The sequence below is a fragment of the Burkholderia sp. YHN3-13 genome, assembly GCF_055810675.1.
Genome location: NZ_JBVVNQ010000003.1, coordinates 646421 through 662896, shown reverse-complemented (window position 1 = coordinate 662896; position 16476 = coordinate 646421). Strand labels below are relative to the sequence as shown.

Annotated in this window: 14 protein-coding genes; 5 read left to right on the top strand and 9 right to left on the bottom strand. The window is 63.7% G+C overall.

Annotated elements, in window-relative coordinates; all coding sequences use genetic code 11:
• Nucleotides 1-638 precede the first annotated feature (638 nt).
• Nucleotides 639-1955, top strand: coding sequence for a replication initiation protein (locus tag AC0KUR_RS11260; RefSeq protein ID WP_034191720.1), 1317 nt, complete (start codon nucleotides 639-641; stop codon nucleotides 1953-1955).
• Between the two features lie 100 nt (nucleotides 1956-2055).
• Here the strand turns inward: AC0KUR_RS11260 and AC0KUR_RS11255 are convergent, their stop codons facing one another.
• From AC0KUR_RS11255 to AC0KUR_RS11240, 4 genes are all read right to left on the bottom strand, one after another.
• Nucleotides 2056-3087 (bottom strand): ParB/RepB/Spo0J family partition protein, encoded by a 1032-nt coding sequence (locus AC0KUR_RS11255; RefSeq protein WP_034191721.1) that lies wholly within the window; start codon nucleotides 3085-3087, stop codon nucleotides 2056-2058.
• Nucleotides 3080-3775, bottom strand: a complete 696-nt coding sequence (locus AC0KUR_RS11250; RefSeq protein ID WP_031398033.1) for a ParA family protein — start codon at nucleotides 3773-3775, stop codon at nucleotides 3080-3082. The genes AC0KUR_RS11255 and AC0KUR_RS11250 overlap by 8 nt, the downstream gene beginning before the upstream one ends.
• Nucleotides 3776-5596: 1821 nt before the next feature.
• A complete protein-coding gene (locus AC0KUR_RS11245; protein WP_473375908.1) occupies nucleotides 5597-6613 on the bottom strand; it encodes an AraC family transcriptional regulator in 1017 nt (338 codons plus the stop codon).
• A gap of 125 nt (nucleotides 6614-6738) precedes the next feature.
• A complete protein-coding gene (locus AC0KUR_RS11240) occupies nucleotides 6739-7863 on the bottom strand; it encodes an MBL fold metallo-hydrolase (RefSeq protein ID WP_473375886.1) in 1125 nt (374 codons plus the stop codon).
• An 83-nt stretch (nucleotides 7864-7946) separates the two neighbouring features.
• Between AC0KUR_RS11240 and AC0KUR_RS11235 the strand changes: the two genes are divergently transcribed.
• A complete protein-coding gene (locus tag AC0KUR_RS11235; protein WP_069704944.1) occupies nucleotides 7947-8600 on the top strand; it encodes a TetR/AcrR family transcriptional regulator in 654 nt (217 codons plus the stop codon).
• A 66-nt stretch (nucleotides 8601-8666) separates the two neighbouring features.
• Complete coding sequence (locus AC0KUR_RS11230) at nucleotides 8667-9158, top strand: flavodoxin family protein (protein ID WP_034191725.1); 492 nt, start codon at nucleotides 8667-8669, stop codon at nucleotides 9156-9158.
• 68 nt (nucleotides 9159-9226) lie between these two features.
• Here AC0KUR_RS11230 and AC0KUR_RS11225 read toward each other — a convergent pair whose 3' ends face one another.
• Nucleotides 9227-9811: a DUF2889 domain-containing protein gene (locus AC0KUR_RS11225; protein WP_473375885.1), complete on the bottom strand. Its 585-nt coding sequence runs from the start codon at nucleotides 9809-9811 to the stop codon at nucleotides 9227-9229.
• Nucleotides 9812-10436: 625 nt separating this feature from the next.
• On the opposite strand from AC0KUR_RS11225, the gene AC0KUR_RS11220 reads away from it, so the two are divergent.
• Together AC0KUR_RS11220 and AC0KUR_RS11215 are read left to right on the top strand one after the other, a co-directional pair.
• On the top strand, nucleotides 10437-11117 hold the full coding sequence (locus AC0KUR_RS11220; RefSeq protein ID WP_226252625.1) for a ProQ/FinO family protein: 681 nt from the start codon (nucleotides 10437-10439) through the stop codon (nucleotides 11115-11117).
• A gap of 459 nt (nucleotides 11118-11576) precedes the next feature.
• Nucleotides 11577-12638, top strand: a complete 1062-nt coding sequence (locus AC0KUR_RS11215) for a DMT family transporter (RefSeq protein ID WP_049033618.1) — start codon at nucleotides 11577-11579, stop codon at nucleotides 12636-12638.
• Nucleotides 12639-12753: 115 nt separating this feature from the next.
• Here AC0KUR_RS11215 and AC0KUR_RS11210 read toward each other — a convergent pair whose 3' ends face one another.
• The 4 genes from AC0KUR_RS11210 to AC0KUR_RS11195 all read right to left on the bottom strand — a co-directional run bounded on the left by AC0KUR_RS11210 (nucleotide 12754) and on the right by AC0KUR_RS11195 (nucleotide 16475).
• On the bottom strand, nucleotides 12754-13338 hold the full coding sequence (locus AC0KUR_RS11210) for a nitrogen fixation protein NifQ (RefSeq protein ID WP_473375884.1): 585 nt from the start codon (nucleotides 13336-13338) through the stop codon (nucleotides 12754-12756).
• 75 nt (nucleotides 13339-13413) lie between these two features.
• On the bottom strand, nucleotides 13414-13839 hold the full coding sequence (locus AC0KUR_RS11205; protein ID WP_034191730.1) for a TOBE domain-containing protein: 426 nt from the start codon (nucleotides 13837-13839) through the stop codon (nucleotides 13414-13416).
• Nucleotides 13840-14019: 180 nt separating this feature from the next.
• Nucleotides 14020-15504, bottom strand: coding sequence for an efflux transporter outer membrane subunit (locus AC0KUR_RS11200; RefSeq protein ID WP_473375883.1), 1485 nt, complete (start codon nucleotides 15502-15504; stop codon nucleotides 14020-14022).
• Nucleotides 15501-16475, bottom strand: a complete 975-nt coding sequence (locus AC0KUR_RS11195) for an efflux RND transporter periplasmic adaptor subunit (RefSeq protein ID WP_059561938.1) — start codon at nucleotides 16473-16475, stop codon at nucleotides 15501-15503. Before AC0KUR_RS11195 ends, AC0KUR_RS11200 begins: the two co-directional genes overlap by 4 nt.
• Nucleotide 16476: the final 1 nt, after the last annotated feature.

Here is a 16476-nt window from a genome sequence, read left to right as displayed (position 1 = left end):
GGGGCGTTTTTCTCGATCCATGAGTCCCTCAAGGCACAGCGATTTTCTTTGGGTAGCCAGTTATGGGGTATCTCGAAGGTACCTTTTTATGGGAACCTGCTCGGGTCGATTGGCTGAAATTCACCGTGGTGTTCCGGAAACCTTTCCCATGGACTGGATCGTTGGAGCATAAAGGTTACCTGCTATGGGGGAAATGGCAGGTTGCCATTTATGGGAGCGATTTCCGCGGGCGGGATCGAAAAGAATGAAATCGATGACGCTGAAAGGTACCCTCCTGTGGGAATCGATGAAGGTAGCAAGTTATGGGAGGAAAAACGTGTTGTGCTGCAGGGCACCACGAATTCCGCCGACGATCTCGATTGCGGTCGATTGTCTCCCATGGATGGTTACCTTCGTGGGGGCAAATCTCGTGCCGGGTTTCGGTGTCCGGACACGAAAGGTAGCGGCTTTTGGGAAGCATTTTTTTCCAAAGGTAGATGGATATGGGGCTCCTTGCAAACCAAATAATCGAAATTTCCCCTTTTTTATCTGATAGTTAGACGTGATAGTGAAAGTGATACTGGAGCAATGACGTTGCTCCCGGACGAGAAAAGGTATAAAGTCTGCTATCAACAAGGTCACCTTATCCGGACATCACGATGCCGCGCAAGCCCGCAAGCAAAGGCTCAGACAAACAGGTTTCACTGTTTCAGACACCCGAGCCTCCCGACTTGCTGCGCAAGGCGGTCCAGGCGATCCATATCGCGCCCAAGTCGGGAAAGATCGGGCTGCAGCAGCGCAAGATGTTCAGCTCGCTGATCAAGAACGCACTTCGGCAGGAGGCGTTCGAGCCTGGCCGGACCAGCTTCTCGATCTCGATCGCGTCGCTTTCGCACGAGAGCGGGCTGAACAGCAACAACACGAAGTACGTGAAGGACACGGTCAACTCGCTGATCAGTACCGTCGTCAACTGGGACTACCTGGCCGCGGACCGTTCGACGGTCTGGAAAGCGTCGGGCCTGCTCGCCGGCGCGGAGCTCGAGCAATCGGTGCTGAAGTACAGTTTCTCGGACCAGATTCGCAGCGAACTGCTGAACCCCGAAATCTACGCGCTGATCGATATGCGGATCGCTCGCGAATTCCGGCGGTCGCACTCGCTCGCCCTGTGGGAAAACACGGTGCGCTACGAAGGGATCGGCATCACCGCAAAGATCCCGCTGCCGAAATTCCGTGACCTCATTCTCGGCCAGGACAAGGCGTCGCAGTCGTACAAGGAATACAAGCTGTTCAAGAGCAAGGTCCTGGTGCCGTGCATTCAGGAGGTGAACGAAGTATCGGATCACACGCTCGAGCTGATCGAACACAAGTCCGGCCGCAGCGTGGAAGCCGTGCAGTTCAAGGTGACGCGCAAGCAGAGCGCCGATACGGTGGAAGACGGCGACGTCAAGAACGAAGCGTTGGTCGAGGAAGTCGCCAAGTTCGGCATTCCGCGTTCGGAAGCGCGCCGGCTGATCACGCAATACGGCGTGCAGCGCATCAAGGCGGCGATCGCCTATACGCTCAATCGGACAACGAAGAAGAATGCGGCGCCGGTCGACAACGTGGCCGCGTATTTCCGCAAGGCGCTGACGCACGGCTATACGCTGGCTGACGGGCAGGGAACCGAGGCGGTCGCACCGGCGAAGGAATCCGCGCAGAGCAAGCAGGAGCAGATTCGCGACAAGTATCTGGCGGCGAAGGTCGAGGAAGCCGGCGCGTATTTCCGCGAACTGGAGATCGATGACCAGACCAAGCTGCTCGAACGCTACAACGAGACGGTAGTGGGCTCGAAGGACCTGACGCTGTCGCCGAAGAAGAAGGCGAGCAAGCTCGCGCAGACCAGCTTCTTCCGATGGCTGGCACTGGATACCTGGGGCGAACCGACCTCGGACGACCTGCTGGAATTCCTGCTCAAAAGCAGTCTCGCAGGCAACTGATCCAGGCCTCGCAGCCGAGCTGCATCGCGCGCCGGACTTTGCGGTCGTCCGGCTTCGCGGTGCAACGCGGATGCGAGGCCTTCTGCTTTGGGCGCGTTAGTTACTTTTGCGCGGCCGTCGCCAGCTCGGCGACGTAAGCATCGATGACGATCTTGAGCTGGTCGGCAAGCGCCTCCTGATGGGACGCGTCGACGCCCTTGAGCTGCAGATCGAGACGGCCGTCCGGGTAGGTCTTCAACTGGCCGATCGCGCGCGATTCGAGCGCGAAGTCGTGACGGACGCTGTAGCGCGTGCGGCCCGTTTTCTTGTTGCCGTCGCTCTGCGCACGCAGGAAATTCTCGAGATCGCGGACCGATTTTTTCCGGTCGATCACGGCCGTCAGCAGCCGGTCGGCCGTCGGTTCGCCCAGGCGTTCGAAAATCAGCTTCAGAAAGTACGCCGCCTGCAGGCCGACAACGTCGTTCGCGCCGGCCATCCGCTCCAGCAGCGTGTTGGGCAGTGCGTTGAGCGACAGCGTCTTGCTGATCGATGCCTTGTCCTTGCCGATCTTTTCCGCCAGCGTGTTCTGGTCGGAAAAGACCTTTTCGTCGAGGAGGCGCTTCCACGCAACCGCGTCGTCGAAGATCGTCTGGCGTTCGTGGTCGTGGTTCGCGCGATACGCGATCGTATAGAGCTGCTCGGGCGTGTGGTCCGTGCGGAACGTGGCGTTGATGGTCTCGTCGCCGTTGATGCTCGTCGCCCGCAGCCGGCGTTGCCCGTCGATCACGACGAGCTTGCCGGGAAACTCGGGAAGCCGCGTGACCTTGATCGGCTCGATCTGCCCTTCCCGTTTCAACGTCAGCGCGAGTTCGTGCAGGCTCGACTCCGAGTAGAACACGCGCGGGTTGAACGGATTCGGGATGCAGTCCTTGACCAGCACCTTCTGAGGTGCGCCAAGATCCGGCGTCCCGGCGGGCGTGACTGCGGGGGGCGTGCCAGCAGGCGTCGCCTCGGCGGCAACATTTGCAACGGCCGCGGGTTCGGGCAGCCGCGTTTCGAGGGCCGCATTTTCCTGCGCGAGTCCGCGCAACAGGCCGGCAGCGAGGTGCAGGTTGCCGGTGGGTTTCTTGTCTTTCGAAGTGTCCTTAGCCATGGGCGGCTCCGGTAGCGCGCGTCGACGCGATGTATTGGGCCATTTCCGTGACCAGCTTTTCGATTTCCGCGCGGGCCTCTTTCAGGCCCTTCAGGTATCGATTGTGGTGGTGGATCGTGGTGCCGAGCGCGAATGTCTGACGATAGACCTCGCGTTGCGCGATCTGGCTGTCGAGCAGATGCTCCCCTATTTCTTCAGCCCTTAGAATTTTTAAAATTTCTTCACGCATTTTAGTTTTTCCATTGACGCTATTCAGCATTAATGCGGAAGAAAGATTAGGGTTTCGAACGGCGCGCATCGATTCGATCATACGGATCATCGCGACGGTGCTGTACAGGTCGGCCGGCGACGGCGACAGCGGCACCAGGCAAAAATCGGCGACTTCAAGGACGGATGCGATGCGCGGATCTTCGAGGTTGCCGGGACAGTCGACGACGATCACGTCGAAGTTCGCGTCCTGCTTCTTGATCTCGCCACCAATGCCGCGGCCGGCGGGCGCCAGCGAAAGGACCGTCATCGGCAGGGTGTTCTCGCCACTCGTGACCCAGCGGACAGATGTGCCTTGAGGGTCGGCATCGATCAACGCGACTTTATTCCCGCCGGCCTCGAACGCGGCCGCGATGTTGACGGAGATGGTTGTCTTCCCAGTCCCACCTTTTTGATTACTGACGGCGATCTTGAAAGCCATTAAATTCCTCCAAGGAGTTTTGCGTAATATATGTAGTTATTGGCAAAATGTCCAGAAAAGCATTCGATGCAATGCATATCTTGACGGTCTATGTGGTTGTCACGTGACAAGTAGGCCAAATGGTCTATTTGCTATCAACAAAAATTTTCCAGTAAAAATATAACTTTCGATCGCTTCATCAATGCGATCACTAGAGCCAGGAAAAGATTTGCTCGGTTTCATGTCGACGATAAGACGCAGCGTGAAAACCGGCTGCCGCGACAGATCTCCATCTCTCGCTTTACTCGTAGCGATTTCGATTGGTTAGGATCTTGGACATCGAAGAAGCATCCAGTTGTCACGTGACAAGTCGCTGGAAATCGGTCCCGGGCATCGCGGTACATCGCCAGGAGGTTTCTGACCAGGCCCTGGTATCGACCCCGACTATTCCATTTCTGTATCCGATATTCGGCTCTTGACCTTGCTCGACTATCTGATGAGGCGAGTTGTCACGTGACAAACGAGTTGTTGAGATGCGCCTGGAGTGCCTTCGCGGCATCTTCCTGGAGCAGTGAAGCGAACAGCATCGAGATCTTAGGCGTTGTCTACCAAGGCGGATTTTCACAGACGGTGGTTAACCGCTCGATGTGGCTCGCTGCACGGTACGCTGGTGAGTTGTCACGTGACAACCAAAACTCCTGACTTGGCCGCTTGATGAATTGATCGAGAGAAGCCGCTCGGGTATCACCGTGAGCAAGCGCCTGAGGATGGCGAGTTATGGAGAGCGGATTATCGCTCTGAACGAACCGCTGCTGACTCCCTGCTCAAGCGTGCACTTGCCCTTGCATGAGTCCTTGGGACTGCCTGGAATAATATGGATCCGTTGCAGGTGTATCGAATGTCAGTGATGTGTCCCCGTTTATTTGGGGACTCTCCGTGGTTTCATTTCGTCCGCCAGTCGGCAGGGGAGGGGTGTGGTCTCGTCGAACGCCGATGTTGCCATCGATGCATCCCGGCGCGCATCTGCGACCGCGACACCGAGAAACCGGCTGAATAGGTGAGAATTCACGCGCCAAACGGCGCGTGACAACGCAGGCGGATCGTGTCGTGAAACATTTTCGAGAAATGGGGTATTCTTGGAAATCCTTGTCTGGCAATGGCTTGCGCCACATTCTTCATGTTGTTTCACGCAAAATGAACGAAATGGCTCGTGGAAATGGGGGCGTATGGCGTTTCCGTCTGCCGTTGCCATCGATACACAGATGATCGACACAAAATGTATCTTTTGATACGTAATTCGTGGTTAATAAAATGCTTTTGGGTGACCCAGGCCTGCGGGCGGCGGATTCGTTGCTAGTCGTGGTCAGCTTGAGGTCATGTCGACACTCTGGCCCGACGCGCAGTGCTGATATTCAACGCGAGTTGTCACGTGACAACGCGTCATGTCAGTCGCACGATTTGGTGATGCGTGGCGCCTCGAGAGAAGTCGATAGATGGGCATATGCGCCCAAGGACCAGAATGCTGAAACAGGCACCGCGGTTGTTGGGAGGGGAAGCCCAGATACCTTCAGAAAGGGGTGAGTGACCGCGAGTCCGCCACGGGTCCGGCTATGGGTGCAGGATGCGCGCTCCCGCGGGCGTGATCGTTGTCACGCGCAAGACAGCCAAGAGAGTTCCCCGGACAGATGTTGAGCAATTTGATCCTGAGTGGGCACGACGCGCGCATTCTGTCGCGCTCCCCCGATTCAACCGGCTCAATCAAATACGGGTGAAGCCGATACTGGTGTTCTGCGGATTCGGCCAAAACGGAGCGCCCGCCTCTCTCCCCATCATTGCCCGCGATCAATAACTTGCTGCGATCGACAGAACGACATCCATCCCGCCGCGCAGGTTATCGATATCTCGCCGTGGTGAATTGCCGAACAACCGGCTGTATTCCCGATTGAACTGGGTCGGGCTCGCATACCCGACCCTGAACGATGCCGATGCGGCGTCGAGTCGCTCGGACAGCATCAGCCGACGTGCCTCGTTGAGCCGAATCCATTTCTGGTACTGCAGCGGACTCATGCCCGTGAGCTGGCGGAAGTGGTGATGGAACGTCGAACTGCTCATCTGGACTTGCGCTGCGAGATCGTCGACTCGCAGCGACTCGTCATAGTGGGCACGCAACCACCGGATCGTACGTGACACGCGGTTGCCCTGGCTGCCGGCAGACGCGATCTGACGCAGACGAACGCCCTGGTCGCTCGTCAGCAGGCGATAGTAGATTTCCCGCTCGACATACGGGGCGAGAACGGGAATGGCGTTCGGGTCGTCCAGTAACGCCAGCAACCGGTTCAGTGCATCGTACAGCGATTCGGTCATGTCGCCGACGACGAGGCCGCGGCCCACGGGGGCTTCGTCGCGATCTGGTGCGACCTGCATCATCAATTCCGTCAGGACACGGAAATCGAGCTTGAGACCGATCCCGAGAAACGGCTTCTCGTGGCTGGCCTCGATGACCTGGGTCGAACCAGGCAAATCGAGCGACGTGATCAGAAAGCGGTTGGCGTCGTAGATGTAGGCGTCGCCGCTCTGAATGACCCGCTTCGTGCCCTGAACGACAAGACCGAAGCTCGGCTCGACCATGCAGTCCATCGGCTGAGTCGGCGCTTCCCGGCGGTGGAAGCTCAGGTTCGGAATGGGCGTGGTGACGTGGTCGGCGCCTTCGGTCCACTTCGCGACACGTGCCGCGAGCGTTTGCCGCAGAGCGCACATGGGGCTGCGGCCGGCTGGTCGTTGATCTGCGCCGTCGAATGCAGCGACGGCGACGTCGTCGTCTCGTTGGCCGGGGGTATATTGGACGGGTGCCGGATGCATGACTTCTCTATTCAGGTAATCGGGGGCGGGCAGGCCGCCGATATGCAGATGCTCCGGCAACGCATGCGCCATCCGGAATCGCGGCATGGCCGCATTGCCGGAAAGCGCAACGATCGGTGGAGCGGCTACTTCGTCGCCTGCGACGCGCAAAGTTGCCAGCGGCGCGATTTCGTTGCCGGCGCCGTCGCATGCTCGTCGACCGTGCGCCACCACCGCTCGCCGCGATGCGGTACGTCGAGATCGAGGCGCTCACCGATCCTGGGCGTCGACAACTCGATGCCACGCACGAGCGCCAGCGCCGTGACCCGCTCGAACGGTTCCTGCCAGCGATGCATTGCAAGATCGAACGTGCCGTTATGGATCGGGACCAGCCAGCGTCCGCGCAAATCGATATGCGCCTGCACGGTTTCTTCCGGCTGCATGTGCACGTACGGCCATTGCGCATCATAGGCGCCTGTTTCGATCAGCGTCACGTCGAACGGTCCGAGGCGCTCGCCGATCGTCCGGAACCCGTCGAAGTAACCGGTGTCGCCACTGAAGAACATGCGCAGGTCGTCGTCGACGATGACCCACGACGCCCACAGCGTGCTGTTGCCGTCGAACAGGCTGCGCCCGGAAAAGTGCTGCGCGGGTGTCGCCGTCAACGTCAGGCCGGCCACGTCGACACTCTGCCACCAGTCGAGCTGACGAACTTTCCTTGCGTCGATGCCCCATTCGATCAGGCGGTCGCCGACGCCCAGCGTGGTCACGAACACATCGGTGGTTGCGGCAAGCGCCAGCACCGTATCGCGGTCGAGATGATCGTAGTGATCATGCGAGAGGATCACACCGCGCAGCGGCGGGAGATCGTCAAGCGCGATCGGCGGGGCATGGAAGCGCTTGGGGCCGATGCGTCGGAACGGCGACGCACGCTCGGCGAATACGGGATCGGTCAGCCAGAATTCGCCGCGCAGCTTGAGCAGCAGCGTCGAATGGCCGAGCCGGTACAGGCTGCGATCGGGGGCGGCATCGAGCGTCGCGCGAGTCAGCGTATCGACGGGCACGGGGCCGGTGGGTACGGTGTTGCGCGGCTTGTTGACCAGCATGTTCCACGCGATCCCGAGTGTCTTGCTGAATCCTTCGACAGGACGCGGCGCGACATTGGTGAAACGCTCGCCGTTGTGCTGCGGCGACCCGCCGGACAGCGCGCGGCCGCGCCGGGCGGCGGCGAAACCCAGAATACGGTGAATCAGAACGAGAGGCGATGCCATGTCGGGGCGTCCGGAGAATAAAGTACACTAAACAGTGTAGTTTATTTTTTGGATAAGTAAACTGCCCGGTGTAAAATTTTCGTATGGAAACCAGCACTCCCCCCTTGCGCCTGACTGATCGAAAGCGCGCGGCCATCGTCGATGCGGCGATCGAGGAATTTCTCGCGGCAGGCTACGACGCGACCAGCATGGATCGTATCGCTGCGCGCGCGGACGTCTCGAAGCGCACGGTCTACAACCACTTCCCGGGCAAGGAAACGCTGTTCGCGGCGATCCTGCACAAGCTGTGGGAAGCGACGCAGACCGGCGGCTCGCCGACCTATCGCGCCGACGTGCCGCTGCGCGAGCAACTGCTCGCGTTGCTGGACCGCAAGTTGCGCTTGCTGAACGATGAAGCGTTTCTCGCACTCGCGCGCGTGGCGATCGGCGCTGCGATCCATTCGCCGGATCGCGCGCGCGACATGGTCGAGCGTCTCGGCGAGCGCGAGGAAGACGTGACGGTCTGGGTGCGTGCGGCCGCGGCGGCCGGCCGCCTGTCGGTCACCGATCCGGTGTTCGCCGCGCACCAGTTGCATGGCGTCGTGAAGGCATTTGCGTTCTGGCCGCAGATCACGATGGGTCAGCCGCCGCTCACGGCGCAGGAGCAACGGAAAGTCGCGGAGTCCGCGGCCGACATGTTTCTCGCGTACTACGCGCGGCCGGATGACGGCGATGCCGTGCGCGCCACACCGGACTGACCGTGCGTCGGATGCCCTGCGCACAGCGAAGCCGGCGCATCTGAAGCCGAACGCGAGCAACTACCCATGAAGACGCTGTTGATCGTCTATCACACGATGACCGGGGGCACGCAACAGATGGCCGAAGCGGCTGCCGGCGCGGCGCGCGAGCAACCCGGCATCGACGTCAGGCTGCAGCGCGCGGATGCGACGAGCGCGGATGACGTGCTGGCCGCCGACGCATACCTGTTCGCGACGCCGGAGAATCTCGCGGCGATGTCCGGGCTGATGAAGGACTTCTTCGACCGCTGCTACTACGCGGCGCTCGATCGCGTGAACGGCCGTCCGTATGCGGCAATGATCTGCGCGGGAAGCGACGGACAGAACGCGTTGCGCCAGATCGACCGGATCGCGACCGGATGGCGGCTGAAGAACGTGGCGCCCGGGCTGATCGTCTGTACCCACGCGCAGACAACGGAGCGCATCCTCGCGGCGAAGACGATCGACGGCGACGATCTCGCACGCTGCGCGGAACTGGGTGCGGGTCTGGCCGCGGGACTCGCGCTGGGCGTCTTTTGACGGCGTTGTGGTTGTGGCGATTTGCGGCGCGGGTCGTGCGGACGCACAACCGGTCGAATACCGAAACCCTAGCCGTCTTTTGCCGTTGGCGAAGGCCGATGGTATTCGGGCCAAAGACGTTTCACGAGATCGCGCGAGGCGCTGTACGCGTGGCAGCTGTCGATCTTGAGCGGCTTTCCTTCGCTGTCGCGGTAGTCCAGCGACGAGCGCCGCATGCCGACCATCGTCTGATAGGCGGTGGTGGCGATCGGGCCGAGCAATTCCTTCAAGTGCGTGCACGTGTCGCAGGACGGCAGGCGCTTGCGAACCTCGCTGTTCCAGCCGGCGCCGATGCTCAGGCCGACGAGCGCCTGCAGCGAGTCGCCGCCGCCCGGACACTGCGCATAGGGATGCGCGCGAATGAACGTGGATACCGCGCGAACGACCATGTCGGCGTCGAAGACGAGCGTCACGCCGAGGTCGTGGATCGGCGACAGCGCCGCGACCGTTCGCGTACCGCCCGGTGGCGTGAAATCGCTGGTCTTGCGGTCCGCGAGGCAGGCCGTCACTTCGAACAGGCCGTCGCTGCGCCGATAGCCGCGCATGTCGATGTGCCGATGGTGAATTTCCTCGCGCGTGATGCCGTCGTGCGCGATGTCGTGTCGGGGAATCATGTATCCGCTCCGTTTCGTACAACCGGTTCTTTTCGCAGGCAAAGGAGAACATCGCCGGTTGATCGGGCGTGCAGCGAAACGGACCGAGATGCGCTGCCGACGACGTCAATCCGGCCATACTACGCATTTTCCGGCATCTTCGTACACGACGAGATCGATGCGAACGCAACGAATCGAGGGGGCGTCCGGTGCGGCCGCGGGCTGTCGGACGGCCTGTCGCGTGACGTTGACAGGACGCGCGTCACGCGGAATGCCGCACGGGAGAGGCGGGCCGCTGCCGAAGCCGGGCCGGGCTTCGGCCCGATTTCCGCGACGTCCTCGAATGGCGTGACATCCGGGAGCGTATCCATATAATGCGCAACATGACCGCGCGGACGCCTTTCCGGCCTCCGGGGGCGGGCAAATGCAGACCGGCGAGTCAACCGGCCACCGCGCGTACCGGTATACTTCCACCCCTGCCTTGTCCGGCATCGTGGCCGGGTGCCTGAAAACAGCGTGGCGTGCGCGATGCGGCCCCATAGTGTCCCGCATCGGCGGCAGACGGGCCGCCCGCACGGCGGCGAGCTTTCGAGCCGCGCGGCATGGCCGCACGAACCACACCTTATATTCCTGGTGGATTGAATTTATGGGTTTTGAACAACTTGCCGAATTGCGGGCGCAGCTCGCAGCGAAGGCCAAGCAGGAGCGCAACGCGAAGCGGCCGGCAGCACCGGCGGACACCGGCGCAAAGCCGAAGTCGGGCGACCGGCCGTCTCGCGGTGCCAAACCGGGCGCTGGCGCCAAGGCCGGGGCCGGTGCGAAGGCACCGCATCGCGCGAAGCCCGCTTCGGCCAAGCCGTCGGCACCGGTCGATCCGGTCATCGTCGCGATCGGCAAACTGCAGCGGAAGTTTCCGAGCGCGTTCCCGAAGAATCCGGCCCCCAAAGTGCCGCTCAAGGTCGGCATCTGGGACGACCTGGCGCGCGAGGCACAGGCCGTCGGCCTCACCGAGGCCGAACTGCGCGAAGCCATGTCGACGTGGTGCCGCGGCAACCGTTACTGGTCGTGCCTCGTCGAAGACGCGGTGCGCGTCGACCTGCAGGGTAACGAAGCAGGGCGCGTCACGCATGACGACGCGGCACGGGCACGCCGGCTGAAGTCGCGCCGTCCCGGCAAGGGCGCCGCGCAAGCGGCCAAGGGCGCACAGCAGCCGCCGAAGGCCGAGCAGCAGGCCGAGGCCGCGACTGCACCGCAGGCGGCGGATGCAGCAGAAGTTCAGACCGACGCCACGCCGCAGGTCGAGCAGCAAGTGGCCGGCAACGAGTAACGCCGCCGCCGTCCGCCGCACGGCGCGTACCCGCATGCATGTCGCACGCGGCGCATGACACGACGGACTGACCTGCCTCGACGGAGGCAGGTCAGGACTGCCTCCCCCGGCGCTTGCCGGCCAGCACCTACCTATCCCGCGTCAACCAGGCAATGCAACCGGACGAGGCACGCTCGTCAATCGGGACTACATGCTTTTCCATTTCGAGGAAAACGATTTGCATACCTTAATTTATCGGCGTCGTCGCTTGATAATTCGGTTTCCTGAAATAGCAATATCGGAATCGCCGGCCGGGACGTGAGCGATCTGGTCGGGCGCATCGCGACAGGGCGACGCGCGATAATCCCGACAGGCTCCTGATTGCACGACGCAGCTTGCATTTCGAAAGGTGCGGGAAACCCGCGCCCACGCGATCCGGAGTCGCGTCCACCGATTTTCAACGTCCATTCAAACCGGATCATGAACCCGAGACATTCCGCGATTCTGGTCGCACTCACGGCCGCCGCGCTGTTCGGCGCGGCGACACCGCTCGCCAAGGCGCTGATCGGCGCAATGTCGCCGTTCATGGTCGCCGGCCTGTTCTATCTTGGCAGCGGGGTCGGGCTCGGCATCGGGATCCTGCTGCGCAGGCTGCACAACCGCCGCGCACCGGCCGCGGATGCCGCGCCGCTGCAGCGCGCCGACCTGCCGTGGCTGGCCGGTGCGATCGTGGCGGGCGGTGTGGCCGGCCCGGCGTTGCTGATGCTCGGGCTGTCGAGCACGCCGGCGGCGACCAGTGCGCTGCTGCTCAATCTCGAAGGCGTACTGACGGCCGTCATCGCATGGGTCGTGTTTCGCGAGAACGTGGATACGCAGGTGTTTCTCGGCATGGTCGCGATCGTCGCCGGCGGCACGCTGCTGTCGTGGGTGCCGGGTCGGGCCGGCGTGCCGGTCGGTGCGTTGCTGATCGTCGGCGCCTGCCTGTGCTGGGCGATCGACAACAACCTGACCCGCAAGGTCGCCGCGAACGACGCGATGGTCATCGCGTGCGTCAAGGGGCTGAGCGCGGGGCCCGTGAACATCGGCATTGCGCTGGCGACCGGCGCGCCGCTGCCTGCCGTACCGGTCACGGCTGCTGCGATGCTGACGGGGCTCGGCGGCTACGGGATCAGCCTGGTGCTATTCGTCGTCGCGCTGCGCCATCTCGGCAGCGCGCGGACCGGTGCGTATTTCTCGATCGCGCCGCTGTTCGGCGTCGTGCTGTCGCTGCTGATCTGGCCTGCGCTGCCGCCGGCAACGTTCTGGGTCGCCGCCGCATTGATGGCATTCGGTATCTGGCTGCACGTGCGCGAGCGGCATGAGCACATGCACGAGCACGAGCGACTCGAGCATGCGCACCGGCACCGGCACGACGAACATCACCAGCACACGCACGATTTTGCGTACGACGGCAACGAGCCGCACTCGCATTCGCACGTGCATTTGCCGATCACGCACAGTCACGCGCACTTTCCGGACATTCATCACCGGCATCGACATTGACCGCGGTCATGGACGGCGGACAACATGCGCCGCCAGGTGACCGTTTATGGGATGCGCGTCGCGCACTGGTCCATGACGTCGATGACGCAAGTGGACAGGCTGGTCGACGCGATGGCTATCGCGCGTGAGGAAAGCAGAAACCGAAATCTTCGCAGCCCGGGCACCCCGGTGCGGGGCCCGGCGGCGCGCCGAGTGAGGCCGCCACTTCCAGTGCGAGGAATTTCTTCCAGCGCAGGTGGGTGACGTTGCGCGCGGCCAGCGCGGGGAAATAACGATCGAGCATCGCGGATACCGCGTCGCGCCCGTCGAGCCCGAGATCGCGCCAGAGATGGTCGGGGCGCAGGCACGCATGCGCGATGATCGACGCGAGGCAGTCGGCATCGTCGCGGGCGACGTCGGGATTCGCGTCGTCCATCAGCCGCGAGCGCAGCGTCGCGACGAACGCAGAATGGTTGGCTGGTAACACTGCCAACGGGACCATTGGCATCAGTGCAGCGACGGGCGCCAGATACGGAAACTGCCGGGCGAGCAAGCCGGCGAACTGGTCGGGGGACAGCCCCAGCAGCGAGAGTTCGTTACGGCACGCGCGAGCCGCGATGAGCACGCCGAACAGCCGTGCGTCGGGCGTGTCGGCATGCGCGGCCGCCGATCGGAGCGCGTGCAGCGCGCTTTCCCGCGCGGGATCGAGCGCGGCTGTCATCGCATGCCGCCGGATGGCAGCCGGGCCGCGCGAACGCGCGGCACTGGGCGGTTCTCCGTCGCGACCGTCACGCGCTCACTCGACGCCGACGATCACGCTCGATGCCTTGAAGATCGCGGATGCGGCCGAGCCGCTCGCGAGGCCGAGGCGATCGACGCTGTCATTGGTGACGATCGCGACGATTTCGGCGCCACCCGCGGCCTTGATCACGACTTCCGAATTCACCGCGCCCTTCGTGACCGTCGCGACGGTGCCCGCGACGCAGTTGCGCGCCGATACCTTGCTGCTGTCGACGTCGACCATCACGATGACCGACGATGCCTTGACGAGCGCGAACGCCTTCGTGCCCGCCGCGAGGCCCAGCGAAGCCGCGCTGCCGTGGGTGATCACGGCGACGATGTCGAGGCCGTCCTGCGTGTGCAGCGTGATTTCGTCGTTGACGGCACCGGGCTTGACGGCGCCGACCTGACCGGCGAAATGGTTGCGGGCACTGGTTCGCATGATGACGCTCCGAATGAAGGCGGCTGCCGGATCGGCAGCCGCGGATGAATGGAAATGCATCGCCCAGTCTACCGTCAACGCAGGGACGCGTCGCCATCCGGATGCTATGGCGCGAATCAGTAAAACCCGCCACCGCGGTGCGTTTTGCCGCACCGGGGTGATGTATTGAAGGCGATGACGCTACCGTGGCGACTCGCCGTCCTTGATCGTTGCGGCGGCACGCGCGGCCGCCGTACCGTCGCCGTCCCACCCGCCGCCCAGCGCGAGGAAGAGCCGCACCTGATCGGCCGCGACCTGGCCTTCGGCCGCCGCAACCTGCGCCTTCACGCTCGTCAGCGTGCGCGTCGCGTCGAGATCGGAGAGGAACGACTCGCGGCCGGCCGCATAGAGACGATGGGTTTCGTCGGCGGAATTGCGGGCCGATTCGTACGCGGTGCGCAAGGCGTCCGTACGTTGCACGTCGGCCGCATAGGTCGCGAGGCTCGACTGTGTTTCGCGCAGCGCGTTCAGCACGACGCCGTCGAAATGCGCGAGCGCGCCGCCCGTCGACGCCTCGGCTTCGCGCACGCGGGCGCGCTGGCCGTTGACGGGGAACGACCAGCTGATCAGCGGGCCGAACGACCAGCGATTCGTGGTGGACGAGAACAGGTCGGCGGCGACGCCGACCGAGCCGGCCGACGCACCGATGCTGATCGACGGATACAGCGCCGCGGTCGCGACGCCGATCCGCGCGGTCGCGGCGGCGAGCTGCCGCTCAGCTTCGCGTACGTCGGGGCGGCGGCGCAGCAGCGCGGCACCGTCGCCGATCGGAATCGGCTGACGCAGCTTCGGCAGCCGTTCGCATTCGACGACGGCCTTCGGCAGGTCGGCCGGCGCGCGCGCGAGCAGTGCGGCGAGCTGGTATTGCGCGACCTTGCGGCGCCCTTCGAAGCGCGGGATGTCGGCCGCGAGCGTGCGCACCTGCGTCACGCCGCGCGTCACGTCGGTCTGATTGCCGCGCCCGGCATCGCGCAGCCGCTGCGACAGCGCGACGCGCTGCTTCTGCAGCGCGAGCGACTGCCTCGCGATCGCCAGCTCGTCGCCGGCCGAGCACGATTCGACATATGCGCGCACGACGTCGGCGACGACGGTGATGCGCGCCAGGTCGCCGGCCGCCTTGACGGCCTCGCTGTCCGCGCGTGCGGCTTCGACGCCGCGCCGCAGCTTGCCGAACAGGTCGAGCTCGTACGACACGTTGATGCCGACCGCGCCTTCGTTGACGACCGGCAGCTTGTTCTCGAGCAGGTATTGCTCGGCCGATTCCTGCGCGCGCTGCACCGCGGCTTCGGCGCCGCCCGAGAACCCGCCCTGCTGGCTCGCGACTTCCAGCGCCGCGCGCGACCGCGCGAGGTTGGCCGCGGCGACGCGCAGGTCGGTGTTCGACTTCAGCGCATCGCGCACCAGTGCGTCGAGCACGGGGTCGTCGTACAGCTGCCACCAGTTGCCGGGCACCGCGTCGCGCGACACGAGCGTTCCGTTCGCGTCGTCGAGCGCATGGTTCGCGAGCGGCGCATTCACGTACGCCTGCTGCGGCAGCGTGTAATCGGGGCCGACGGATTTGCATGCGCCGAGTGCGAGCGCAAGCGGCGCGAGTGCGGCCGCGACGCGCAGACCGTGCCGGTTCATTGCGATGCTCCCGCCGCGCTGGCGGCGGCCCCGGACGCCGCGGTGACCGGTGCCGGGGCCGAGCCGGCACCGGCAGCCGGTTTTGTGTTGTCGTTTCGGCGCGTGTCGGCGTCGCGCATCGACACGGTCGCGGTACGGCCGGCGATCATCCGGAAATCGTCGGGCACTTCGTCGAGTACGACGCGCACCGGCACGCGCTGTGCGAGCCGCACCCAGCTGAACGCCGGGTTCACGTTCGGCAGCAGGTTCGCGCCCTGCGTGCGGTCGCGATCCTCGATCGCGGCGACGATGCTCTGCACGTGGCCGCGCAGCGCATGCGGCTCGCCCATCACGATGATGTCGACCGGCTGGCCGATATGGATGCCGCGCAGCTTGGTTTCCTCGAAGTAGCCGTCGACACGGAACGAATGGCGGTCCACGACCGACAGGACCGCGCGGCCGGCCGGCACGTATTCGCCGACACGCGGCGCGCGATCGTTCAGGTAGCCGTCCACGGGACTCACGATCGTCGTGCGCTGCAGGTTCAGCTTCGCGGTGTCGAGCGATACCTGTGCGTCGGCGACGCTGGCTTCGCCTTGTTCGACGCGCGTGCGGCTTTCCTCGACCTGCTCGCTCGCGACCAGGTTGCCGAGCTGCAGGTTGCGCGCGTATTCGCGCTTCGCCTGGGCCAGTGTCGCGCGGCGCTGCGCGAGCGTCGCTTCAGCGAGCCGTTCCGCGAGCGTGTAGCGCGCCTGGTCGATCACGAACAGCACCTGGCCGCGCTTGACCTCCTGGTTGTCGGCGACCTGCACCGACGTGATGAGGCCCGCCACGTCCGGCGCGACCTGGATCACGTCGGCGCGCACGTGCCCGTCGCGTGTCCACGGCGAGAACATGTAGTAGTTGATGATCCGCCACAGCACGAGGCCGGCCACGACGACGACGATCAGGGTGAGCAGGATTTGCCCTGCCGAGAGCCAGGTTTTTTTCACG